The following is a 24860-nucleotide window of genomic DNA, read 5'->3' on the forward strand; positions in this document are numbered from 1 at the left end:
CCTAAACCTTAACTATGTTCTACCAACGCTTTACCTTCCGTTTAATATTCCGCCTGGTAATTATCAACCTGCTGGGCTATCTCTTATTTTACCTCATCAAAAATACACAGCTCTGGTTTACCATTATCGGTGTTGCGTTAATTTTGCTAGGCACCATTATTTCGCTTTATTATTATATCAATCAGATCCGCTCGGATATTAACCGTTTCATTTTGGCGGTTAAAACGCGAGATCATACGTTAAATTTCAAAAATAAAGTCACAAGAGGTAGTTTTCCTGAGCTTTATGAATCATTCAGTGATATCTTATTAGTCCATAAACAGATCAGACTGGAGCAGGAAGCCATGTTTCAGCTCATCAAAACCATTTTAGAGCAGGTTCCGGTTGGTGTAATTGTGGTGAATAATGCAGTGGAAGAAAAAGGGGAAGAAATCGCTTTTTTCAATCAGGCCGCTTCAAATTTATTGGCTGTGCCCGCTTACAAATATTGGCATAGGCTAAAACAACACCTTCCATCATTTGCAACAGAAATAGAGCAGATTTTAACAGGAGGAAAAAGGTTTCTTGAATTAAAAATCCAGGATAAGCTGATCCAGCTTTCTACCGAAGTGATCCCTTTAAACCTATACGGAAAGAATTATACGATTATCAGTTTCCAAAACATTAAAGACGAAATTGAGCAAAAAGAAACCGAAGCCTGGAACAGGTTGATTGGTGTGATTTCGCACGAGATTTTAAACTCGATAACTCCGATCAGTTCATTATCGGATACGATCAATAAAATGGTAACCGATAAAAAGAACCTCACGGAGGATGAAATGGACGACTTGAAAACTGCCTTACAAACTATCCAAAGGCGTTCGTCGGGTTTATTGGATTTCGTAAAAGATTACCGTTTGATTGCCGAACTGCCAACACCAAATCTCGAATCGCATACCATTGGCGAAATATTGAAACACATTAAAGTTTTGATGCAGCCATTTGCCAAGGTTAAAAATGTGGTACTGGATGTAGAGCAGACTTCTTCAAAAATCACGGTACAACTCGACCTTAAATTAGTAGAACAAGTGTTGATTAACCTGATTACCAACAGCATATATGCCGTCGAAAATAGGGAGATGCCTTATATCAATGTAAATTACCGATTGGAGAACACCAAACTCTACATTGATGTTAGCGATAATGGAAAGGGAATTGATGCCGAGGACCTGGAAAAAATCTTTGTTCCATTTTATACCACCAGAAAAAATGGATCGGGTATTGGATTAACCATTAGTCGCAATATTATGAAAATGCATAAGGGAAGTATTGAAGTCATTTCGACACCTGACAGTGGCACAACTTTTTCTTTGCTGTTTAACTACGTTTAATCATTTGAATGTTTTTTTGGGTTAAAAATCCAAACAAAACCAATTTGATATGCTTTTAATGATGTAGATACATCAAATACAAGCATGAAGACAGTTATAATATCGAACAGACTACCCGTTAAAATCATTGAAGAAAACGACGAATACACGTTTATTCCCAGCGAAGGTGGCCTTGCTACCGGCCTCGGCGACGTGTATAAATCAGGCAATTCCATCTGGATCGGATGGCCGGGAATAGATGTTCCTGAAGAACGTCAAGAAGAAGTTACACAGAAACTCGCCGAATTAAATCTATATCCCGTTTTCCTTACACAATCCGAAATCAATTTATATTACGAAGGTTTTTCTAACGAGGTATTATGGCCCGTGTTTCATTATGTGGTTACTTATGCACATTTTGAGCAGAGCTATTGGGACTGCTATAAATCGGTAAACGAAAAATTCGCGAAAAGTGCCATGCAGGTACTGCAAAGAAGGGATAAAATCTGGATCCAGGATTATCAATTACTCCTTTTACCGGGTATTTTAAGAGAAAAATTACCCAATGCCACCATTGGTTTTTTCCAGCATATCCCCTTTCCGTCATACGAAATATTCAGGTTAATCCCCTGGCGCGAAGAACTGCTAAATGGATTAATCGGTGCCGATTTAATCGGTTTTCATACCTACGATGATGTGCGTCATTTCATCAGTACAGCAACACGATTACTTCCGGTAAATTCATCATCAAACGTGCTCAACAGCAACGAAAGGCAAATTGTGGTAGAGGCTTTCCCAATGGGCATCGACTTTGATAAATTTTCGGGCCTGACTGCTTCCGACGAAGTAAAAAGAGAAATCGATTTTTTCAGAACCGGAAAAGAGAACATGAAAGTGATCCTTTCCATCGATCGCTTAGATTACAGCAAAGGGATTTTAGAACGCCTAAAAGCTTTAGAATTATTGTTGCAGCTTCACCCTGAATATATAGGAAAAATTGAACTTTTTATGATTGTGGTTCCTTCACGGGATACAGTACCGCAATACAGCGATCTAAGAGATCAGATCGATCAGTTTGTGGGTAATTTAAATGCACGCTATCGCTCCATTAACTGGATTCCTGTTAATTATTTCTACCGATCCTTTCCCATCCAGGTATTATCGGCACTTTATGCCACTGCTGATATATGCCTGGTAACCCCAATGCGTGATGGCATGAACCTGGTAAGCAAGGAATACATTGCCAGCAGGAACAATAACGATGGTGTGCTGATTTTAAGTGAAATGGCCGGTGCATCCAAAGAATTAACTGATGCGGTAATTGTTAACCCCAACAACCTTGGCGACATTATGGAGGCCATTGTTAGCGCATTAAAAATGCCATTGGAAGAGCAACAACAACGCATGAAAGCCATGCGTACCATTGTAGAAAAATTCAATGTAAAACATTGGGTAAACAATTTTATTTTAAGATTAAACGAAGTGAAAGATTCTCAAAAATCGTTATTGACCAAACACGCGGTGAATGCCATTAACGAAGTAATAGCCGCTAAATACGCTAAAACAACCGATCGTGCACTATTTTTAGATTACGATGGTACCCTGGTAGATTTTACCGGAAATATTGATGATGCCTCTCCGGATGCGGAACTCTATGATCTGATCGAAAACCTAGCCATTAACAATTCGAATACAGTGGTTATTATTAGTGGCAGAAGACACGAAACTTTGGAACAGTGGTTCGGACATTTAAAAGTAGATCTGATTGCCGAACATGGCGCATGGCAAAAATCGCATGGGGATAAATGGAATTGCCTTCCTTTACTTACCGACCAGTGGAAACAAGAAATAAGAACTTTATTAGAAACTTATACCGATAGAACACCTGGATCATTTATTGAAGAAAAAAGTTACTCTTTGGTTTGGCACTACCGCAAGGCAGAAGAGGGTTTGGGCGATTTAAGGGCTAATGAAATTATTAGCCACATGAAAATACTCGCTGCAGATAAAGGCTTGCAATTAATGCCAGGCAACAAAGTAATCGAGTTTAAAAATATGGAAGTAAATAAAGGGAAAGCAGCTTTAAACTGGCTATATGAGAAAGATCCTGATTTTATTCTCGCGCTTGGCGATGACCATACCGACGAAGATATTTTCCGGGCCTTACCAGATGAAGCTTTCACGATTAAAGTTGGCAACAACATTTCTGAAGCAAAATATTACCTCAACGATTTTAAAGAAGTGAGAAAATTGCTCTGGAGTTTGGTGAAGGAAGAATTTGTAGAGCGGGGGTAAAAATGCACTTTTTCTGTCGTTAAGACAGCGACCGATAGAGGTAACTTCCCTATGAGTTACCGTCATCCCGACCGGAGCGGAGAGATCTGCCCCGGGGCAGATCTCTCCGCTCCGGTCGATATGAAGATTCTTTTTTTGAAATAAATATAAAACCAAATCAGCATCTCCGCAGACCTTTTTTATAATAGCGGAGGTAACTTCCCTATAAGTTACCGTCATCCCGAGCGGAGTGCAACGAAGTCGAGAGATCTATCCCGGGGCAGATCTCTCCTCTCCGCGATGCTCCGGTAGAGATGACGATTCTTTTTTGAAATAAATATAAAACCAAAATCTGCATCTCCGCAGAGCTTTTTCATATAGCTTTGACAACTTTAATGTAGGTTGTTCATATTAAAGTTGTCAAAGCTTTCTTAGTTGGTCGGAATTTACAATCCACCATCTTTACAAAAATATCGGTCTATCCAGTTTAATTGCAATGCGGTAAGCTGCATTCATCAATCCCACATGACTATACGCCTGCGGAAAATTCCCCCACTGGCTACCGGTTTTGGCATCAACATCTTCGCTGAATAAGAGTAAGTGGTTACAATATTTAATGATGTTTTCAAACTCTTTAATCGCCTCATCAGTTCTGCCTACACAGGCCAGGGCTTCAACATACCAGAAAGCGCAGATTAAAAATGTGGTTTTAGGTTTCCCAAAATCATCGGCATGCAGGTAACGGTAAAAAAGTCCGTCTTCCGTTTTTAATTCCTTTTCTAAAGCAATTAGATGATCTTTTGCACGGTCTGATGCAGGGTCCAGGTAGTTCATCATAATTAATTGCAATGTGCTGGCATCTAAATGCGGACTACCAACGGCATTGGTATACACTTTTCTTTCCGGATCGTAACAAGCTTCAATATGAGCCGCTGCTTTATCAATTAAAACCTGTGCCCGTTTCTCAAAATCCTCGTTACCGATTGTTTTGGCCATTTTTAAAGCTGCCTGAGCGCCAGCCCATTGAAATAAATTGCTATAACAATGCACATTGGCAATATTCCTGAATTCCCAGATTCCGGCATCTTTTTCGTCAATCGTGCTTTCTATTTTAGAAAGCACACTTTCTATCCATTTTACTGAATCGCTGCGTTCAGAAAATACAAAACGGTGATCGGTATAAAGTGGTAGCATCGAAATTAAAACCTGACCGTAAATATCATTCTGAATGTGTTCATAAGCCTGGTTTCCAATTCTAATCGGTTGTTCACCTTTGTAACCTTCAAGATGATCTAAAGTGCGTTCGGTAATTTCCCTTTCACCTGCGATGCCATATAGCGGTTGGTATCGCGTATCCTCTGCATGAGAAATATCAGATAGGTAATTAAAATACTTCTCCATTTCTTCAAAATGCCCGATATGGTTTAACGAAGTTAATACATAGTGCGAATCGCGTAACCAGCAATAGCGGTAATCCCAATTCCGCGTACTCCCCGGCGATTCTGGCAAACTTGTGGTACTGGCCGCAATGATAGCACCTGTATCTTCATATTGATGGATTTTTAAAACCAAAGCCGAGCGGATCACAAAGGGTTGGTAAAAACCTGCGATGGAGGAGTGTTTAATCCACAAACGCCAGTAAGCAACGGTTTCACGCAGAAAATTTTCTGCAGTACTTACTACAGGAGCTTCCAGATTTTGTCCGTAAGTCATGATGAGGTATTTCGCCTCATTTAATACAAATGCCTTTTCATCGATGATGTAGGTAAGTGATATATTGGTGCTTAAACGAATATTCTCATCGCAGCCAAGATAATCGATATGATTGCTGCCCCTACTCGATTTCATTTTGCCCTTTCCGTAATCACAAACCGGTTCACATTTTATGGTAACGCGTGGATTTCCCTCCAAAGGTTCAATCTTTCTGATGAACATTAAAGGTTTAAAATAACGTTCGTAAAGGTGAAAACGCGGCGCAAAATCGGTTATGCGGTATTTACCGTCATCTGCGGTGATCTCTGTTCTTAAAACGTTGGTATTTTCGATATAATATTGCGTAGAGGTAAATTCGCCCTGAGGCAGGATCGAAAACTCCCCTCCTTTTTTCTGATCCAATAAACTCCCAAAAACAAAAGGACTATCGAAACGTGGCCAGCAAAGCCATGATATATCTGTATTTTTATTTACGTGTGCAATGAAAGCGCAATTTCCTATAATTCCTGTTTGATAAAGGTGTTGTTCGGCCATAAACTATTTTTTCGTTTATTTACAAACAAGCTCATGGGGAAAATGTTGGGTAGAAAACGAAAAAGACCTTCTAAATTTGTAGATCTTGCAGATTTTAGAAACTTGCAAGGTATGTTTAGCATGGCGAAAAGTTAGTTTTTTTTTGGAAAAGTAAGGTTCTGTGTTCATGGCGGCCAGTTGCCCTGCTATCGCTTCAAGTCCTCACTCGTACCTCGCTCCGGGCTTTCCGCTTTATCAGGTTTACGAAACAAAGGTTCTGCCCAAGCTCATTAAAGACTAAATCTATTTGAAAACGGTTTCTCTCTTGCGTTAGGGATTGTAAGGGTTTAGTACCGATTCTTCATCGGTACCGGAGCGAAGCGCAGCCCTGAAAAGCCCGCCCCTTTCCCGTATTTCCCGGGAATGGGGAACGCCCAAATCCGTTAATAATATTTCACATGCACTTCTTTTATCTGTAAATTACGAGCTGTTGATAGTCATCTCAGGGATTCTTCGTTGAACTCAGAATTACAATCAGACAATAAAAAAGCCAGTCGCGAAAAATCGTGACTGGCCTGACTAATGAGTAATGATTATCTTAAATTACTGTTCCACTTGGTACAACAGCACCTTTTTTAATTACCACGATACCATCCTTAACGGCATAAAGTTCAAAATCTCCATCTTCTAAATGGTCGCCGCCGTTAATTTTCACGTCATTACCAATACGGCAGTTTTTATCAATAATGGCATTATTAATAAAACAGCGGTCACCGATACCGATCAAAGAATTTCCTTTGCTGTTTTCTTCCTGTATCTCTTCCAAAGTCTGGTACCTATCGCTGCCCATAATGTAGGCGTTGGTAATTACCGTATCTTTTCCAATCCGCGATCTGATCCCCAAAACGGCATGTTCTACTTTGCTGGCCTGGATAATACAGCCTTCCGCAATAATGGTTTTATCTAAAGTAGTACCCGAAATTTTTGAAGGTGGCAGCATCCTCGCCCTTGTAAAAATGGCATGGTTACTATCGAACATGTTAAATTTAGGAATTTCATCAGTTAAGCCTAAATTGGCTTCAAAGAATGATGAAATATTACCAATATCAGTCCAGTAACCTTCGTATTGATAACTTAAAACCCTGCTTTGTGTAATGGCCCTTGGCAGAATTTCTTTACCAAAATCTTTTTCCTCTTCGTTCTCATTTAAGATATTGATCAGGTATTCGCGGTTAAAAACATAAATCCCCATCGATGCCAAAAAGTTACGGCCTTCGCCCTGCATTTCTTCACCCGTATCCGAAATCCAATCTTCCAAACCTGTTTTAGGTTTTTCGATAAAAGAGGTGATCATGTTTTCATCATCAGCCTTCAAAATACCAAAATCAGTCGCATCTTTTGCCGTTACCGGAATGGTAGCAATGGTGATTTCTGCATTTGCTTCGATGTGTTTTTCGATCATATCTTTAAAATCCATCTGGTAAAGCTGATCGCCGGATAAAATTAAAATGTAATCGAACTCATGCGAAACAATGTGATGCATGCACTGACGGACCGCATCTGCTGTACCCTGAAACCAACCTGAGTTTTGTACAGTTTGTTCAGCCGCCAAAATATCAACAAAAGCCGTACTAAAGTGGCTAAAGTGATACGTGTTTTTAATGTGTTTGTTTAGGGATGCCGAATTAAACTGTGTTAACACAAACATACGGTGGATGCCTGAATTGAGGCAATTGGAAATTGGGATATCTACCAACCGATATTTACCTGCAATCGGAACTGCCGGTTTTGAACGTGTTTGTGTTAGTGGCGATAATCTAGAGCCCTGGCCACCGCCAAGGATAACGCCTAAAACTTTGTCAGTCATGTTTAAGCTTATTTTAATTTTTGGTATAATTCTATATAATTTAATGCTGCCCTATCCCAAGAATGATCAATTTTCATCATCGTTTTTCTAACAGCTTTAAAGGCTTTTTTATCATTGTATAATTCAACAGCGCGATTAATGGCATGTGTAACATCCCAAATACTTGTTTGATCGTGGCAAATCCCGAAACCATTGTCGCCAATATCAACCACCGTATCCCTCAACCCTCCAACCCTGCGCACAATTGGTACCGTACCATAACGTAAAGCATATAACTGGTTTAAACCACAAGGCTCAACCCTCGATGGCATAATCAGGAAATCTGCACCGGCATACATCTCATGCGATACCTGCTCGTTATAACCGATATAAACATTGTACTTGCCGCCAAAAAGGTCCTTTAACTGGTTTAATCGTCCTTCTACCCAACTATCTCCCGAGCCTAAAACCAGTATATTGATGTTATCGCCGTGCTGTTGCAAAGCCGTATAAAAAATATCTGGTAGAATATCAGCTCCCTTTTCATCAACCAACCTGCCGATAAAAGTAAACAGGGGTTTAGATGGATCTAATTGAAAAACATTGCAAAGTGCCGTTTTGTTTGCCAGTTTTCCCACTTCAACCGTTTTTAAATTGTAATTTTTACCAAGCATCGGGTCAGTTTCCGGATTCCACACTTCGCTATCAATTCCGTTTAAAATCCCGATCGATTTCCAACGCTCCTGCCTCAGCAAACTTTCCAGTCCGCGGGCATTGCCCATCATTTCTTCCAGGTAAGTTGGCGAAACGGTGGTTACCCTCCAGGCGCATTTAATGGCCGATGCCAATGGATTTATCGCATCTTCCCAACCTAATAAACCACCTTTCCATAAATCAAAAGCTGGCAGGTAATAGAGTTTATTCCAGCCAAACTGACCCTGATATTGTGCATTATGGATGGTTAAAACAGTGGGAACGCCACTTATTGGTTTATATTTTATAGAATTTGCTACCATAAAAGGCACTAAACCAGTATGGTGGTCGTGACAATGAATTACATCCGGGCGGTGCTCCCATTGTACAATCCAATCTAAAGTAGCGATCTGAAAAGCAACAAAACGTTCCGTATCGTCGCTATAACCATATACATTTGGCCGATCGGTTAAACCCTGAATATGGATAACATATAAATCGAAACCCAGTTTATTGGTTTTTTCTTTTAAAATGCGGTATTGAAAATGGTGGTTACCATAGTTTCCCCAGGCATCGTAGGTTACTTCAAATTCACTTTCACGGATAAATTTGGTATCGTATGCAGGCACAACCACTTTAGCAATGTGGCCTAGTTTATTCTGATATTTTGGTAAAGCCCCTACCACATCGGCTAAACCACCAACTTTTGCAACAGGGTAACACTCGGCGCTTATATGTATAATTTCCATCAACTATTTGGTGTAGATAACCCAAGTAAGTTACTAATTGTTTTGAGCTTTGCAAATAATGTAAATTATATTTTTAGTTGATTATTTTAGAGAAAAAATCGTCATCTCGACTGAAGCAACGCGCAATGGAGATCTAATTTATAATTTAGGTTGTTTTTATTAGAAAGTGATTGCTCAGTTCTTGGTGGCTGCCTACAGCCCTGCTTTTCGTTGCAAGTCCTCGCTACGCTCCGGGCTTTACACTGCAATCAGGCTTAAAAACAAAGTTGGTTTCTGCTAAATGTAAAAACATATTTTCTTTTGCAATAAGCATCTTAAATCTGCGGGTTTTAGAGAAGCATCGTCATCTCGATTGAAGCAACGCGCAATGGAAAGATCTAATTATATATTGTTTCTTATTAGAAAGTGATTGTTCAGTTCTTCGTGGCTGCCTACAGCCCTGCTTTTCGTTGCAAGTCCTCGCTACGCTCCGGGCTTTACACTGCAATCAGGCTTAAAAACAAAGTTGGTTTCTGCTAAATGTAAAAACATATTTTCTTTTGGGGTAAGCATCTTAAATCTGCGGCATATAAAACGAAAAAACCGCCTAAATCCATAAGCGGTTTTTAACAACAAAACAAATATATTTTTGGTTTAAAAATATCTTAATACTCTTCAGCGATAGTCTCGTAGAAATCGCGGATGGGTTGAAACTGAGGATGAAGTGAAACCACATCACCAAAAACCAATAGCGCAGGCGCATCAATTCTTTTATCTTCAACAATTTCTGCAATGGTATCTACTATACCAATAGCAATTTTTTCCTGCGGGGTAGAGCCATTCTGGATTACCGCAACAGGCAACAGGTTTTTATTTTCAGCCTGAAAAATGGCGGCAATTTCTTTTACTTTTTCTATTCCGTTCAAAACCACAATGGTAGCTTTGGTTTTTGCAGCGATATATAAATCCTCAGAAATTTCGCCTTTGGCATTTGTTCCGGTTACTGCCCAGAAACTTTCGCTCAGGTCTTTGTAAATCATCGGGATTTTCTGCAAACTTGGTGCACCAGTTGCGCTCGAGATACCCGGGATAATTTCGGTTGGAATGCTATACGATTCTGCCGCATCAATCTCCTCATATCCTTTGGCAAAGAAAAACGGATCGCCACTTTTTAAACGTACCACGTGACCATAGTTTAAAGCATAATCAATAATCAGCTTGTTTACCGCATCCTGAGAAAAAGATTCGTCATCAGAACGTTTGCCCACATAAACTTTTGGAATACCATCTGGCGCATGACACAATAAAGCTTCGTTCACATTTGCATCGTATAAAACAACATCAGCTGTTTTTAATGCTTTAACACCTTTTAAACTAAATAAATCCGGATCGCCAGGACCTGCACCTATTAAAGTAATTCGTGGTTCAATGTTCGCTTTTTCTACTTTATTCAAAATCATAACAGATAATTTATGCTCGTTATACGTTTGTTAATTATACAAATATATAAAGTCTATGGGAATAGTAGTAATTTATTTTAAAATAATTTTATTTATCTTATTACGAATGTAATAAAATGTATAGACAGGCAATATAGCTTAGAGGGTCATCATCTCGACTGAAGCGCAGCGGAACGGAGAGATCTACCTCGATAGATTTCTCGACTTCGCTACACTCCGCTCGAAATGACGGTACCTTGTGGTGAAATGTAAAGCAGAGCTTAAAGATCCATCACTGCGTTCAGGATGACAAACTACAGGTTAATAACCAGGCTATATCTCTGTGTTTTCAGCGCTTCCTGGAAAAAATATGAGCGTTTATTTACAATTTACTTCTGCAAAAGTAAATTTACCTGCTTCGTAATTAATCGGTTTGCCTTTCACAAAATACGATCTGCCCAATGTGGTTTCTATCTGCGCAACGCCCATAACTAACTTACCATCTTTCTTTAAAAATGCCAATGGATTAGTAAACGCCTTGGTGGTATCTTTCCCTGTGTTAAATCGATAATCAACCAATAAGGTATCACCATTAAATTTACCTGTTATCTTTCCATTATTCTGGGGTTTGTTGGCATATTTAACCAATAAAGATCCTGTTACTTTACCAGACGACATGGTTTTTACAATCATGGCGGCACTGTCTTTTTCAAAAAAAGCAGCATAACAGTTTTGATTGATTACGGAATCCTTTTTTGCGGTATCAGCCTTTTTTTCTGATTGGTTACAGGCAAAAACAAATGGAACAGCGGCAAAAACGAGGTATAAAAGATTTCTTTTCATGTTTTTTGTGATTAGGATTTATATGTTAAGTGGATGAAAACTTCCAAGCATTTCCATAAATAAATATACAAAAAACCGCATAACGAAAAATGGGATACCATTTGGCATCCCATCGAAATTGCTTTCACTTTAGATGAATCTAAAGCTTTCATTATTATATTTGGTTGTGGTTCTCTACTTTAAGATTTTCAGGATTGTGGGATTTTAGAATCAATGGGTTATTTTATCATTTCTCATAAAGCTGTCGCCATTGATCATTGAAAATTGGTCATTGATTATTTTCTATTATCCATTTTTCCACAATTAAGGAGTTAAGAATATTAAGGTTTTAGCCGTATTTCATGAACCTGTCGCTGTTGATCATTGAAAATTGGTTATTAACCGTTGCCATTTTCCATCTTCCATGCTACTCCACTGCCGCTCTGAACATTAGTGCACCAACTGTTAAATTGGTACGTGCATCAACCAAAATAGCCGAACCATTTGCGCGGTTATCGTCGTATAAATCAAATGCCAAAGCATCAGCTGTTTTCACGATTACACGGCCAATATCGTTCAATTTAAATTCGTGTGCAGCGTGTTTTTCGAGGGTATTGATATCTACTTTATGCAAAATTTCGCTGATTTTACATTTGGTGATCTTGCTGTTATGCTGAATGTTGTACATTATCGAAGTATCCAATGCACGGGTATCCATCCAGCAAAGATCAGCTTCGATCAGTTTTGACTCCTGTGGCAAAGCCGATGCATTTACGATGGTATCGCCACGACTGATATCCACATCATCTTTTAAATGGATAATCACAGATTGACCAGCATGTGCGGCATCAAGTGCTTCATCAAAAAATTCTATTTTCTCTACAGTGGAGCTGGCTCCTGATGGAAGCACAGTAACTTTATCATTTAAATTAAAGGTTCCGCTCAATATCCTGCCGGCATAACCACGGTAGTCGTGCAGCTCTTCAGTTTGCGGGCGTACTACCCACTGCACAGGCATACGGGCCAGTTGCGAACGGTCTAAATGGTCGGTATCTACTTTTTCTAAAAAGTGTAATAAACTCTCCCCTTCATACCAGTCCATATGTTCAGAAGTTTGCACCACATTATCCCCTTTTAATGCACTTACGGGAATGTAGGTTACATCAGCCAGCTTTAATTGCTGCGCTAAAATTTTGTATTTATCTATAATCGAATTGTAAACGGTTTTGCTATAATCAACCATATCCATTTTGTTGATGCATACCACCACGTGTTTAATGCCCAATAAGGAAACGATATACGAGTGGCGAATCGTCTGCTCAACCACACCGTTACGGGCATCGATTAAAATAATAGCCAGGTTTGCTGTAGAAGCACCGGTAACCATGTTTCTGGTATACTGAATATGCCCGGGGGTATCGGCTATAATGAATTTACGTTTCTCTGTTTGAAAGTATTTGTAAGCTACATCAATGGTAATGCCCTGCTCGCGCTCTGCTCTTAAACCATCCGTTAAAATAGCTAAATCTATTGATCCGTCATCATTTTTGCGGTTAGAACTCTGCAAAGCTTCTAATTGATCGGCTAAAATAGAATCTGTATCGTATAACAAACGGCCGATTAAGGTACTTTTACCATCATCTACACTGCCTGCTGTGAAAAATTTTAATATGTTCATGTTATTTATAGTATTAAGATAGAAGTATAAAGTATCAAGACCTGAATGCGATCTAAAAACGCTTATACTAATTAATGGCATCAATGTAAAATATCTGTATTAAGACTCATGTCAATCTTGATACCTGATACTTATTACTTGATACTCCTTAAAAATACCCCCCTTTTTTCCTGTCTTCCATTGCGGCTTCAGAAACTTTATCATCCAAACGGGCACCGCGCTCTGAAATTTTAGACGCGCTGATTTCCGAAATAATATCATCGATTAAAGTGGCATCTGATTCTACCGCAGCAGTACACGACATATCGCCCACTGTACGGAAACGAACCTGTTTGCGTTCTACCACATCTTCATCATCCATATTTAAAAATGGCGAAGCTGCCATCAGTTGTCCATTTCTGGTGATACAATCACGTTCGTGCGAGAAATATATGCTCGGAAGATCTATTTTCTCCCTACGGATATAATTCCAAACATCAAGTTCAGTCCAGTTACTGATCGGGAATACACGGATGTTTTCACCCTTGTGGATTTTACCGTTGTAAATGTTCCAAAGTTCAGGTCGCTGGCGTTTTGGATCCCACTGTCCGAATTCATCACGAACAGAAAAAATACGTTCTTTGGCCCTTGCTTTTTCTTCATCCCTGCGTGCACCACCAATGCAGGCATCAAACTGGTGTTTTGCAATGGTATCGAGCAAAGTTACCGTCTGTAAAGCATTTCTACTGGCATTTTTACCGGTTTGCTCTACAACTTTACCCTGATCAATAGATTCTTGTACTGAACCGATGATTAATTTTTCGCCAATCCGCTCTACCATCTGATCGCGGTAAGTGATGGTTTCTTCGAAATTATGGCCGGTATCTATGTGTACCAAGGGAAAAGGAAATTTTCCCGGACGGAATGCTTTTTCTGCCAAACGAACCAAAGTAATTGAATCTTTCCCGCCAGAAAATAATAAGGCAGGCTTTTCAAACTGACCTGCTACTTCACGTAAAATGTGAATGGCTTCGGCCTCCAGTTCATCTAAATAATCAAAATTATATGTACTCATTACAATTGTTGAAATGTTAAAATGTTGAATGTTGGAATGTTCCAATCATTCAAAGTTATATTTGTTGTTGTTGTTAAAAATTGTTGAAGGTTTAAAGGTTGTAAAGTAAAGATGCCATCATCCCTTTTCCATCTTCCATTTTACATCAGGATGCTGCATGCAAACCACATTCTTTTTTGCTCTGGTCTTCCCACCACCATCTTCCGGCCCTAAAATCTTCGCCTGGCTGTACTGCTCTTGTACATGGGGCGCATCCTATGCTCGGAAAACCTTTGTCGTGCAAGGTATTATACACAATATTGTTTTCCTTAATGTAGGTTTTCACATCCTCTAAAGTCCAGTCGAAAATTGGATGGAATTTAACCATTTGGTTGCCTTCGTCCCATTCTAAATCGTGCATATCCTCGCGGTTGGCACTTTGATCGGCCCTTATACCTGTTATCCAGATTTCGTTTCCTTTTAATGCTCTTTTTAAAGGTTCGATTTTTCTGATGTAACAGCACTCTTTTCTATTTTCTACCGATTCGTAAAAGCTGCTCGGGCCTTTTGTATTTACCATATCCTGCAATAGCTCATTTTGCGGATAATAGGCGTGAATCGGTTTGTTATAAATTTCTAAAGTACGGTTCCAAACGTAATAGGTTTCTGGAAATAAACGTCCGGTTTCTAAGGTAAAAACCTTGATTGGAATGTTATTGGCAAAAATTAAATGGGTAATCGCCTGATCTTCCCAACCAAAACTGGTCGAAAATATAATACGACCGGCATATTGATCTGCCAAAAATTTCAGTTTATCAATTGTACTTAAACCTGCCAGTGCTGTCCTTATCTCTTCTAGGTTCTTCATCACTAAATTAATTTTAAAATAAACATAATCACACTGCGCAAGCTTACCAGCATTACAATAATCCCAACGGCTACCATAATGGTTTTTGCCGAAATTTTGTTCGATACTTTTGCTGCTATGGGTGATGCAATTGCACTACCAATAATTAAGCCTAAAACGGCTTCCCAGTGTTTGCCACCTAACATGGTAAAAAAGGTAAGCGAACTTAAAGTGGCAATAAAAAAACGGCTGATTTTTACCGTTCCCAAAGAAAACAAAGGATGACGGCCGCCTGCAATTAAGCTGGATAATACGATTGACCCCCAGCCACCACCAAAAGCAGCATCGATAAAACCGCCAAAAAAGCCCAATAAACCAATTTTCTTGATTTTTTGATCGGCCTTTTTCCTTTTGATGTTAAAAGCTTTCATTAAAATAACAGCACCTAAAAATAGTGTATAAACGGCTACAACCGGTTTTACATAACTGCTATAATGTTCTAACGATGATAAAATATAGGCACCCAATACCGCACCAACGATTGCCGGAAGAATTAATATTTTGAACAATTTCCAGTTCACATTTCCCATGCGGTAATGCATCCAGCCCGCAATACCATTGCTCATTACTTCCGAAATATGAATGGCCATACTTGCCGATGCAGGCGGTAAACCCATAGCGAGTGAAAAAGATGCGGTGGTTACCCCATACGACATGCCGATGGCACCATCAACTAAGGCGAATAAAAATCCTGCACCTAAAAACCAATAGAATAACGGATCGATATTGATTAAAAAAGTTTGAAACTCAGGTTCAGTATTCCAAAGAGAAAGCCCGATTGCGCCGATTAATAAAACCGAAGCCACCCAGATTAACCATTTAATATTGCGCTCTGCAAAACTTTTTTTAGGGTTAATTAAACTTTGGGTAACCTTATTCAGTTTTTTAACCTTTGCCGAAAAATCGCCGTTTAAGGTCTGGCGCAGGGCGCTCATGTTTTGTAGGGTTTCATCCAGCTCTGCCGGCAAACCTTCGTTTAAAATTTGTTTTAAACGTTTGGCAATTGTTGGCGATTTACCATTTGTAGATATCGCAATCTTCAAATCACCTTTCTGAACGATGGACCCCAGGTAGAAATCACATAATTCAGGTTTATCGGCCACATTGATCAACAGGCCCCGCTCGTGCGTAACCCTTCTGATCTCTTCATTTAGAATATTGTTATTGGTTGCGGCAAAAACGATATCAATATCATTCAAGTCATTGATATCAAAACTTTTCTGTTTAACCTTTATCAGCGGATAATTTGCAATAAGTGCATAAACCTCTGGCGATATGATCTCTGCAACGATGGTAATGGTAGCGCTATGGCTGTTATTTACAATCGCTGTTAATTTCTCGAGCCCAATATTCCCTGCCCCAATTAATAATGTACGCAGCTTATTCAGCTTTACAAAAACCGGAAAGAGCTGATTGCCCTTTTCTTCTTCCGAAAAAGATGCCGCATTATCAGGTTGGTTAGGCAATACTTGCATATTGTTTAATTAATTTCTTAAATGATGGATGTAATGATACAACTTCTCCAAAAATTAATAAAGCTGGTGCTTTAATATTTTCTTGTTGAACTAAACCTTCTATGGTTTCGACTACGCCAACTACTAGTCTTTCATCTTCTGCTGATCCATTTTGAACTACAGCAGTTGGTAGATGTTGTTTGCCCGCGGCTTTAAAAATCTCAACAATTTTTGACAATTTTTTAAGCCCCATCAATACCACTACTGTAGCGTTTGATTGGGCTGCCTGGTAAATATCTGCCGAAACTTCTCCGGAAGTGGTCGTTCCGGTGATTACCCAAAAACTTTCGCTCATCCCTCGGTGTGTAACCGGAATTTGTTGTAAACCAGGTACACCGATTGAACTAGAAATACCAGGAATTACACTTACCGGAATACTATAAGAAGCTGCATAATCCAGTTCTTCGTACCCTCTGCCAAAAACAAATGGATCGCCACCTTTTAAACGCACTACATGACCATAGTTTAAAGCATAATCGATCATTAATTTATTAATGGTATCCTGAGGATAAGAATGTTCACCAGAGCGTTTTCCCACATAAACCTTAATGGCTGCTGCCGGGGCATGCTCCAGTAAAGCTTCGTTGGTTAAAGCATCATACAACACCACATCAGCAGTTTGTAATGCCTTTACGCCTTTTAAAGTTAACAAATCCGGATCACCAGGACCTGCACCTAAAAGGGTTATTTTTGATTCTATATTTAATTTCTGATCGCTCATTTTTATATTTTAATTTTGAATGATTGAGTTTTGACTATTTAACGCTTGCAGCTCTCCAATCTCATATCTATTCTCTCCAATCTCATTTCACTAATACCGCTCTCTTTTCCTTAATCTGATTTAAAAATGCCTCAGCCTGATTGAAATAACGGTTAGCAAATTCGGCTGTTGGTTCATTTTTGTTAATCTGTAAAACCAGGTCAGAAAAATTGGTCGGTAAATTAAATTCACCGGTTTCTACATAATGGTTATCAAATTCGCGGATTACTCCAACCTGGGTACTGCTGTTTACGCTTTTATCTAACAATAAAGATTTTGCTGCGCTTACAAAAGTGCTGTAAGTATGGTAAATGGCATCAGCATAAGCTTCCTTATCTAAATTCTGTTTTGCCCAACCGAATTTTTCATCAGCCTCTAATAATAAAGTCGCTACCAAATCAATCACCACGCCGGCACATTCGCCCACACCAATTGCTGTCACAAATTCTTCTACATGACCCCAATCTACAAATTCTTCTGTTTTAAGGTTGGTTAAGTCAGCCAATGGCTTTAGTAACTGATAAAAATGATCTTTACCTTTTCTATCATAATATTGGTGGAAGTTTTCATCCTCCAGGTTATTGGCTTTAAAATCATTTAAAATGAAATGTAAAACACTTGTGGCCCTTTTAGAAGGCACTTTAATTACCCGCTCTGCAACTCTACCTACTCCGTTCCCAACTGTACCACCACCCAACATTACCTGAACGGCCGGAACAACTTTTCCTTCTGCTTTTACTGAACTTCCATGGAAACCAATTTCAGCTAAACCATGCTGACCGCAAGAGTTCATACATCCGCTGATTTTAATCTTGATGTTTTTCTCGTAGATAAATTCAGGGAAATCGGTATAAATCACCTCTTCCAAAACTTCGGCCAAGGTCATTGAATTCGAAATACCCAAATTACAGGTATCCGTGCCGGGACAAGTGGTAATATCAGCCAAACTATCAAAGCCAGCCGTGGTAAAACCTATTTTATTTAAAGCTGAATATAATGAAGGCAAGGCTTCCTTACGTACAAATTTTAATAATAAACCCTGGTTTTGGGTAATCCTGATTTCATCAGCAACATATAACCTGATGGCATCAACAAATGCCCTTGCTTTATCTGTTTTAATATCACCAACCTGAACTTTTACGTAAACGCCGTAAAACCCCTCCTGTTTCTGCTCAATTACGTTTGTAGCTAACCAATGTTTGTAATGGGCTTCATTCAATATTTCAACAGCCGGGTATTCCTGATCTAAAGGTAAAACTGGCTGCGGAACAGTATTTATATCTATTTTAAAGGTTTTTACTTTATTGGCGATGCGCTCTTCGGCAACCAAACGTAAAACTTCTTCTAAACCTAATTTTTGAACCAGGTACTTTAAACGTGCTTTGTTACGGTTGGTACGTTCGCCATAACGATCAAATACGCGAAGAACAGATTCAGTAAACGGAATTAACTGATCTTCAGGTAAAAAATCGTGTACTGCATTGGCAAGGAAAGGCTGTGCACCTAAACCACCGGCGAATAAAACTTTAAATCCACGTTCGCCGTTTTCATTAATTTTCGGAATAAAACCTAAATCGTGAATGTAGCTAAAAGCCGTATCCCGATCGCTCGAAGAAAAGGAGATTTTAATCTTTCTACCCATTTCCTGACAAATCGGATTACGCAAGAAGTAAGCAAATACAGCCTGTGCATAAGGCGAAACATCAAATGGTTCTTCAGCGTCGATTCCCGAATTTGGAGAAGCGGTTACATTACGTACCGTGTTTCCGCAAGCCTCGCGCAGTGTAATATCATCCTGTTCCAGTTTAGCCCAAAGTTCGGGCGTACGGTCTAAACTCACATAATGGATCTGAATATCCTGACGTGTAGTTAAGTGCAAATTACCACTTCCGTACTCATCAGCAATATCGGCAATACGCAATAATTGCTTAAAAGTTACCTTACCAAATGGTAGTTTAATGCGTACCATCTGTACGCCAGGCTGTCTTTGTCCGTAAACACCGCGGGCCAAACGTAGGCTCCTAAACTTTTCGTCGTGGATAGTTCCATCCCTAAAAGCTTTAATTTTATTCTCTAAATCGATGATGTCCTGCTCGACGATCGGATTTTCGAGTTCTGTTCTGAAACTTTGCATATGTGTTGTTAGCTTTATTCAAAAAATGCTTCCCTTTTACCGAGAAGCATTCAATATTTTATACATAAAATTATCTGTAGGCTCCTATTATTGCGTTTTACAACAGCACATCATTTGCATAGCGATTAATTGGTTAGGTATAAAATTGAAGTTCATACGCCAAATATATAAAGTATATAGGAATAGTCGTAATTTATTATGAAAAATTTTACATAAATAAAACGTCATTTCGACTGGAGCGTAGTCCCGATGTTAAATCGGGAGAGAAATCTATAAGTTAAATGCTCTAAGTAGTAGCTGAAAACTGCCAACCGAAAATTGAAAACTAATTTGGGCGTTACCCAATCCCGAGAATTCGGGGAAGGGTCAGGCTTTGCAGGGCTGCGCTGCGCTCCGGTACCGATGAAGAATCGGTACTGAACCCTTACAATCCCTAACGCGGAAGTATCGCTTTTTTTCATCCGTATAGTTAGATAGTCCTAGAACTAGAATCTGATGTTAAGTAAACCTGATATAGCGGAAAGCCCACAGCGAGGCACGAGCGAGGACTTGCAGCGGTAGCAGGACTACCCTAACCGAAACGTACAGAACCCTGCTTTCCAAAATAATATTGGCAAGCTAAGTCAACTGTGATTTCAAACCTGATAGGTTTCTTGAATATTACAAATTAATGATACCGATTTTTAGGTTATCCTCTCTACCGATTACATCAGCAATGCTGGTTTCGCTCAAAACTTTCAGCGTAGCATCTCTAACATCAATAAATGCACTTCTAATGCCACAAGTTTTTTCATCTTCGCATTCATCACATTTGTGGTAGAAATTTAAACTTGCGCATGGAACCATAGCAATCGGGCCGTCGGTTACACGCATTACATGTACCAATAAAATCTCTTCAGGTTTCTTATTTAAACTATAGCCACCTCCTGCGCCTTTTTTACTGTATAAAAAGCCAGCATTACGCAGATCAAGAAGAATTTGTTCTAAGAATTTTTTCGGGATATGCTCCTCCTCTGCAATTTTCGAAATTTGCATAGGTGGTTTATCTAAATTTTTACCCAGCGCAACAAGCGCTTTAATGGCATATTTTGTTTTTTTGGACAGCATATTCGCACAAAGCTAATAAAAGAAAGTAAATTATAAAATATGCAACACGAAGTTGATTTTAATTCAACATACTATCATATTTATAAATATAACGCATAATTATATGAATTACATTAATCAAACGAGCGTAAAAATAATCGCTAACCGTAACAGTAAGCAATTATCGGCGTTTAAATTCTATTTTTACCATATATACTGATTACAGATTCTTAACAATGAGAAGAAAACTCAATCTATTGCCGCTCCTTATAGTCGCAATTATATTTTTTGCCTTAAACGCCTACGTTTTATCCGGCTTAGGCACCATTAACCAATCTAGTTTACTCAGTCCTGTTTTCTGGGTATTTATCGTTGGTTTAACTTTTGCTTTGTTTTTTGCCATTCAGCAGATGCGCCTTCAGGGCGTTAACCGGTTTTTCCAGATTGTTAGTCATGCTTTTTTAATTGTTTTTACTGCCGAAATTGTTTTTGCTTTTTTTCTGCTTCTTGGCGATATTTATCGTTTACTACTGGGTTTGGCCACTAATTTTGAGCCCGGCGGGTTTCATATTTTAGGCCGCAGCAGCTATTGGGTAGATTTTGCCTTCATCATGTTTTGTTTAACCATTGCCTTGTTTGCTTACGGCATTACCCAGGGAAAATACGCCTACCGGGTAATTAAACACACTTTGTATTTTGATGATCTGCCGGCCAGTTTTGATGGTTTTACGCTCACCCAAATTTCGGATATACACTCAGGAAGCTTTACGAACCCTAAAGCCGTACAAAAAGGTATTGATATGATTAATGCTCAAAAAAGCGACCTTTTTGTTTTTACCGGCGATTTAGTAAATAATGCCTCTTCTGAAATTGTGCCTTATATTGGCCATTTCTCGCAGATTAAAGCGCCGTACGGGCAATTTTCTATTCTTGGCAACCATGATTATGGCGATTACATTAAATGGCCAACAGAAGAAGCTAAAACACAGAATTTAAACCAGTTAAAAGCATACCACAAAGATTTGGGTTTTAAACTCTTACTGGATGAACATGTAGAGCTGCATAAAAATGGAGAGAAAATTATCCTCGCTGGTATAGAAAACTGGGGAGTTGGCTTTGGAGAACGTGGCGATCTGAATAAAGCTTTACAAAACACCAACACCAACGATTTTAAAATTTTGTTATCACATGATCCTTCACATTGGGATGCGCAGGTAAAAAATTATCCTTCAAAAATCCAGCTTTCTCTTGCCGGGCATACCCACGGTATGCAGTTCGGTATCGAAGCCTTCGGGATTAAATGGAGTCCGGTAAAATACCGTTACAAACACTGGGCAGGCATTAAAACTGAAAATGGCCGGTATTTAAATGTAAACCGTGGTTTCGGATTTCTTGGCTTCTCGGGGAGGATTGGGATCTGGCCAGAGATTACGGTAATTGAATTGAAGAAGAAATAAACAACAAATGCCCCGAGTTGGGGCATTTGTTGTTTATAGTAGTATCGTCATTGCGAGAAGGCTTTTTCAGCCGACGAAGCAATCTTAATGCGCTCGCTAAAGCGATATTTGTAAGATTGCTTCGTCGTTCCTCCTCGCAATGACGATTTAGCTTAAAAACTAATAATTAAGCGTATACGTTAAATTATAAGTACGGCCGCGGCCTGCATAATAAAAGGTTTCTGGTTTGGCCAATGCTGCATACAAAATTGTTGAACGCTGACTCCAAACCGTTTGGTAATTTTTGTTCAGTAAGTTTTGTACACCGATTGACAGGCTTCCGGTAAATATTTTAACCGATCCCAATAAATCAACAGTCGTATATCCTTTTATTTCATATTCTTTTGGTATAGCTGGCTTGGTATCAATACCTTTCGAATCAAAAGAATGGAAAATCTGCGCTTTTAATCCAAATACTTTACCGTTATAACCTAAGTAACCGGCAATTTTCGACGGACTGGCAACGGTTACATCCTGTAATGACCAGGTACCATCGGTATTTTGTTTCTGGGTTTTAATGTATAATCCGTTAGCTCCGGCTTCAAAACCATTTTTCAGGTTTAAAGATAATGAACCTTCAGCACCAATGTTTCTTACTTTTTCGTCAAAAACTTCGATATTAAATGTGCTGTTGGTTTTTACGTTTTTGTCTGACAGGGCATAAAAACCAGCTACCTGCGCATTAAATATACCTGTGCGGTAACGGTAACCAGCTTCATACTGTTCTGTTTTAATACCGGTTAATGGAGAACCCGCTACATTGATTGAGTTACCTAAATTAAAATTGGTACCTACCAAAGTATAACTTCCCTGTCCGTAATATTTTGCCGGATCTGCTAAGTTAAATCCTTGCGAAAAATTAACCCAAACCTGTTGCGGTGCATTGATTTTAACCACTAAACCACCATTTAGCAAATTTACATCATAATGGTTTTTGCCACCTGCAATAGGCGTAGCAGTTCTGCCCACCCCATAAGCCAAAGGTACAGAAGCACCAGTACCCACAAAATCGCCAACTTTAACAAACATACGTTGCTGACGCACACCTCCTGATAGGCTTAAAAAATCGGTTACCTTAACCTGTGCCTGTAAAAAGCCCGATAAACCATTTACCCTGAAATTAGGATAACGTGTAATAGTTGCAACAGTATTATTGATAAGTCCACCCGATGAAGCTGCTTTTACCCTGTCGAATAAGGCTTGCTGTGCATTAAAGTTTTCGTTGTCGGCATCTAAACCATAAGTTAGGTTAACCCTGTTCCAATCTTTATTCAATACCAATTTTAAAGCACTGTAATTGGTATTTTGAATAGATGATCCGCTATAAAGTACGCCTGGTATTAAAGCCTGCCCTGGAAAAGGGTGAAAACTGAATTGCTCATTTCTGGCCGCAGCCTGTATGTAAAGCGTTTGTCCGCCTAATATTTCACTAGCCTGGTAATTTGCGTTGATATTCGCTCTGCTTGTTTTCGGGTCAACGTCAGATGAATAACCATTTCTCATTTCAAGAAGATTGGCATTTGATAACAAACCAGCATAATTTGTACCTAAAAACAAATCTTTATCGCCACGGTAACCTGAGTTATAATATTGTGCATTTACCGATAGTTTCTGGTACTCAGTCAACTTAAATTCGGTGCTTCCAAAGAAATCGAACGATTGGTTGTATTGTAAATCGGTTTGGGTAATATCGGTAAAAATCTGTTTTCCATCAGCACCATAAGCGGCGTTGTTTTTCTGAAAAGCCATACCAATACGTCCGTTCCAATCTTTACTACCACCCGAAATGGCCTGCGCCACACGTACATCGTGGTCGCTTTTTTCTTTCAAACCACTGCGTACACCAACTTCTGTAGTGAAACTTGGCTGACTGTCTTGTCCTTTTTTAGTAATGATATTGATGATACCACCTGTTGCGCCGCCGCCATAAACAGCACTTGCTCCAGATAATACTTCAATTCGCTCAATGTTAAAAGGATCAATCGATTCGAACTGACGGCTTACCCCACGGGTACTGTTTAACGATACGCCATCAATCATCACCAATGCATCTCTGCCACGTTGGTTCTGCCCGTAATTGGTACGCCCTTCCGGACCAGCATCCAAACTTGGGATTAATTGAGCTAATGCCACTTTAAACGGAATCCCTGCCCTGGCCTGTTCCTGAATTTTAGCACCATCCAGAACCCAAACCGTACCAGGTATTTCGCTGATTTTGGTCGGTTTACGTGATGATACTACGACTACTTCCTGCATGTTTGAAGTTGGGCTCAAGCTAATGGTTAAGTTAACCGTTTGATCTTTAGCTAAATTCACTTTTTGAAATACCGTGGTATAACCTACATAACTTACCTGTAAAATGTAAGCGCCTTCCGCTAGTTTTAATTCGAAAGTACCATCTGTATTTGTTGTAGCAGTGGTGCCTTTGCCTTCCACTTTAATATTAGCCCCGGCTAAGGGAGCGGTTTCCCCAAGCACTTTACCTGTTACGGTTTGCGCCTGGCCTGTAAGTATAAACCCACAGATTAAGATTGCAATTAAGTATAGATTCTTCATTAATAATTATTTTTTTTGCGCAAAGCAATCATTAATTTAGATTAAATCCAAATAAAATAAATTTATTTTTAATTGAACAGCCTACTCAAACGTTTGATAGAGTGCATGTAAAACACTTACTAACAATATGTTAAAAATATTTTAAATATTATTTTTAATCAATCTAAATAAAAATATACCTTAGCAGTCGTAATTATCGATAAAAATCGCTCGCGTTTAAGTATCTCAGCTAACCAGATTATGATTAAAGAATATCGGCAATAAATGCCTGATATGTTAGTGCCTTTTACCATTAAACTTTTTGAAAAATTGAAAAACT

General features: G+C 39.1%; 16 protein-coding genes. 3 read left to right on the top strand and 13 right to left on the bottom strand.

The features are described from left to right. Positions 1–14 precede the first annotated feature (14 nt). Both R2R28_RS21865 and R2R28_RS21870 read left to right on the top strand, forming a co-directional pair. A complete protein-coding gene (locus R2R28_RS21865; protein ID WP_316827780.1) occupies positions 15–1370 on the top strand; it encodes a sensor histidine kinase in 1356 nt (451 codons plus the stop codon). An 84-nt stretch (positions 1371–1454) separates the two neighbouring features. Beyond that, positions 1455–3644, top strand: a complete 2190-nt coding sequence (locus tag R2R28_RS21870; protein ID WP_316827781.1) for a bifunctional alpha,alpha-trehalose-phosphate synthase (UDP-forming)/trehalose-phosphatase — start codon at positions 1455–1457, stop codon at positions 3642–3644. Between the two features lie 441 nt (positions 3645–4085). On the opposite strand, the gene R2R28_RS21875 is transcribed toward R2R28_RS21870, so the two are convergent. The 12 genes from R2R28_RS21875 to R2R28_RS21930 form a co-directional block, all read right to left on the bottom strand. Then, positions 4086–5870, bottom strand: coding sequence for a glycoside hydrolase family 15 protein (locus R2R28_RS21875; protein WP_316827782.1), 1785 nt, complete (start codon positions 5868–5870; stop codon positions 4086–4088). A gap of 577 nt (positions 5871–6447) precedes the next feature. Continuing rightward, a complete protein-coding gene (locus tag R2R28_RS21880) occupies positions 6448–7716 on the bottom strand; it encodes a glucose-1-phosphate adenylyltransferase (RefSeq protein ID WP_316827783.1) in 1269 nt (422 codons plus the stop codon). Between the two features lie 8 nt (positions 7717–7724). After that, on the bottom strand, positions 7725–9137 hold the full coding sequence (locus R2R28_RS21885) for a glycogen synthase (protein WP_316827784.1): 1413 nt from the start codon (positions 9135–9137) through the stop codon (positions 7725–7727). Positions 9138–9781: 644 nt separating this feature from the next. Further along, on the bottom strand, positions 9782–10576 hold the full coding sequence (cobA, locus tag R2R28_RS21890) for a uroporphyrinogen-III C-methyltransferase (RefSeq protein WP_316827785.1): 795 nt from the start codon (positions 10574–10576) through the stop codon (positions 9782–9784). 357 nt (positions 10577–10933) lie between these two features. Beyond that, positions 10934–11398, bottom strand: a complete 465-nt coding sequence (locus R2R28_RS21895; protein WP_316827786.1) for a hypothetical protein — start codon at positions 11396–11398, stop codon at positions 10934–10936. Positions 11399–11804: 406 nt separating this feature from the next. Continuing rightward, entirely contained in the window at positions 11805–13055 is a 1251-nt protein-coding gene (locus R2R28_RS21900) for a sulfate adenylyltransferase subunit 1 (RefSeq protein ID WP_316827787.1), read from the bottom strand. A 148-nt stretch (positions 13056–13203) separates the two neighbouring features. Then, a complete protein-coding gene (cysD, locus tag R2R28_RS21905; protein WP_316827788.1) occupies positions 13204–14109 on the bottom strand; it encodes a sulfate adenylyltransferase subunit CysD in 906 nt (301 codons plus the stop codon). Positions 14110–14254: 145 nt separating this feature from the next. Beyond that, positions 14255–14956, bottom strand: coding sequence for a phosphoadenylyl-sulfate reductase (locus R2R28_RS21910; RefSeq protein ID WP_316827789.1), 702 nt, complete (start codon positions 14954–14956; stop codon positions 14255–14257). A 2-nt stretch (positions 14957–14958) separates the two neighbouring features. Beyond that, the gene (locus tag R2R28_RS21915) at positions 14959–16470 is read right to left on the bottom strand and encodes a TSUP family transporter (RefSeq protein WP_316827790.1); all 1512 of its coding nucleotides are present in this window, start codon (positions 16468–16470) and stop codon (positions 14959–14961) included. Then, complete coding sequence (cobA, locus tag R2R28_RS21920; protein ID WP_316827791.1) at positions 16454–17230, bottom strand: uroporphyrinogen-III C-methyltransferase; 777 nt, start codon at positions 17228–17230, stop codon at positions 16454–16456. The genes R2R28_RS21915 and cobA (R2R28_RS21920) overlap by 17 nt, the downstream gene beginning before the upstream one ends. 82 nt (positions 17231–17312) lie before the next feature. After that, entirely contained in the window at positions 17313–19403 is a 2091-nt protein-coding gene (locus R2R28_RS21925; RefSeq protein ID WP_316827792.1) for a nitrite reductase, read from the bottom strand. A 660-nt stretch (positions 19404–20063) separates the two neighbouring features. Beyond that, complete coding sequence (locus R2R28_RS21930) at positions 20064–20510, bottom strand: Rrf2 family transcriptional regulator (protein WP_316827793.1); 447 nt, start codon at positions 20508–20510, stop codon at positions 20064–20066. A 215-nt stretch (positions 20511–20725) separates the two neighbouring features. Between R2R28_RS21930 and R2R28_RS21935 the strand changes: the two genes are divergently transcribed. Then, positions 20726–21946 (top strand): metallophosphoesterase, encoded by a 1221-nt coding sequence (locus R2R28_RS21935; protein ID WP_316827794.1) that lies wholly within the window; start codon positions 20726–20728, stop codon positions 21944–21946. 159 nt (positions 21947–22105) lie between these two features. Here the strand turns inward: R2R28_RS21935 and R2R28_RS21940 are convergent, their stop codons facing one another. Next, complete coding sequence (locus R2R28_RS21940) at positions 22106–24541, bottom strand: TonB-dependent receptor (RefSeq protein WP_316827795.1); 2436 nt, start codon at positions 24539–24541, stop codon at positions 22106–22108. Between the last annotated feature and the right edge of the window lie 319 nt (positions 24542–24860).

The sequence above is a fragment of the Pedobacter miscanthi genome, from assembly GCF_032678605.1.
Classification (GTDB): domain Bacteria; phylum Bacteroidota; class Bacteroidia; order Sphingobacteriales; family Sphingobacteriaceae; genus Pedobacter; species Pedobacter miscanthi_A.

What these genes read in the sequence shown, in the direction of transcription:
- R2R28_RS21865 (WP_316827780.1), top strand. Translation starts at nt 15, where the DNA reads ATGTTCTACCAACGCTTTACCTTCCGTTTAATATTCCGCCTGGTAATT.
- R2R28_RS21870 (WP_316827781.1), top strand. Translation starts at nt 1,455, where the DNA reads ATGAAGACAGTTATAATATCGAACAGACTACCCGTTAAAATCATTGAA.
- R2R28_RS21875 (WP_316827782.1), bottom strand. Translation starts at nt 5,870, where the DNA reads ATGGCCGAACAACACCTTTATCAAACAGGAATTATAGGAAATTGCGCT.
- R2R28_RS21880 (WP_316827783.1), bottom strand. Translation starts at nt 7,716, where the DNA reads ATGACTGACAAAGTTTTAGGCGTTATCCTTGGCGGTGGCCAGGGCTCT.
- R2R28_RS21885 (WP_316827784.1), bottom strand. Translation starts at nt 9,137, where the DNA reads ATGGAAATTATACATATAAGCGCCGAGTGTTACCCTGTTGCAAAAGTT.
- cobA (WP_316827785.1), bottom strand. Translation starts at nt 10,576, where the DNA reads ATGATTTTGAATAAAGTAGAAAAAGCGAACATTGAACCACGAATTACT.
- R2R28_RS21895 (WP_316827786.1), bottom strand. Translation starts at nt 11,398, where the DNA reads ATGAAAAGAAATCTTTTATACCTCGTTTTTGCCGCTGTTCCATTTGTT.
- R2R28_RS21900 (WP_316827787.1), bottom strand. Translation starts at nt 13,055, where the DNA reads ATGAACATATTAAAATTTTTCACAGCAGGCAGTGTAGATGATGGTAAA.
- cysD (WP_316827788.1), bottom strand. Translation starts at nt 14,109, where the DNA reads ATGAGTACATATAATTTTGATTATTTAGATGAACTGGAGGCCGAAGCC.
- R2R28_RS21910 (WP_316827789.1), bottom strand. Translation starts at nt 14,956, where the DNA reads ATGAAGAACCTAGAAGAGATAAGGACAGCACTGGCAGGTTTAAGTACA.
- R2R28_RS21915 (WP_316827790.1), bottom strand. Translation starts at nt 16,470, where the DNA reads ATGCAAGTATTGCCTAACCAACCTGATAATGCGGCATCTTTTTCGGAA.
- cobA (WP_316827791.1), bottom strand. Translation starts at nt 17,230, where the DNA reads ATGAGCGATCAGAAATTAAATATAGAATCAAAAATAACCCTTTTAGGT.
- R2R28_RS21925 (WP_316827792.1), bottom strand. Translation starts at nt 19,403, where the DNA reads ATGCAAAGTTTCAGAACAGAACTCGAAAATCCGATCGTCGAGCAGGAC.
- R2R28_RS21930 (WP_316827793.1), bottom strand. Translation starts at nt 20,510, where the DNA reads ATGCTGTCCAAAAAAACAAAATATGCCATTAAAGCGCTTGTTGCGCTG.
- R2R28_RS21935 (WP_316827794.1), top strand. Translation starts at nt 20,726, where the DNA reads ATGAGAAGAAAACTCAATCTATTGCCGCTCCTTATAGTCGCAATTATA.
- R2R28_RS21940 (WP_316827795.1), bottom strand. Translation starts at nt 24,541, where the DNA reads ATGAAGAATCTATACTTAATTGCAATCTTAATCTGTGGGTTTATACTT.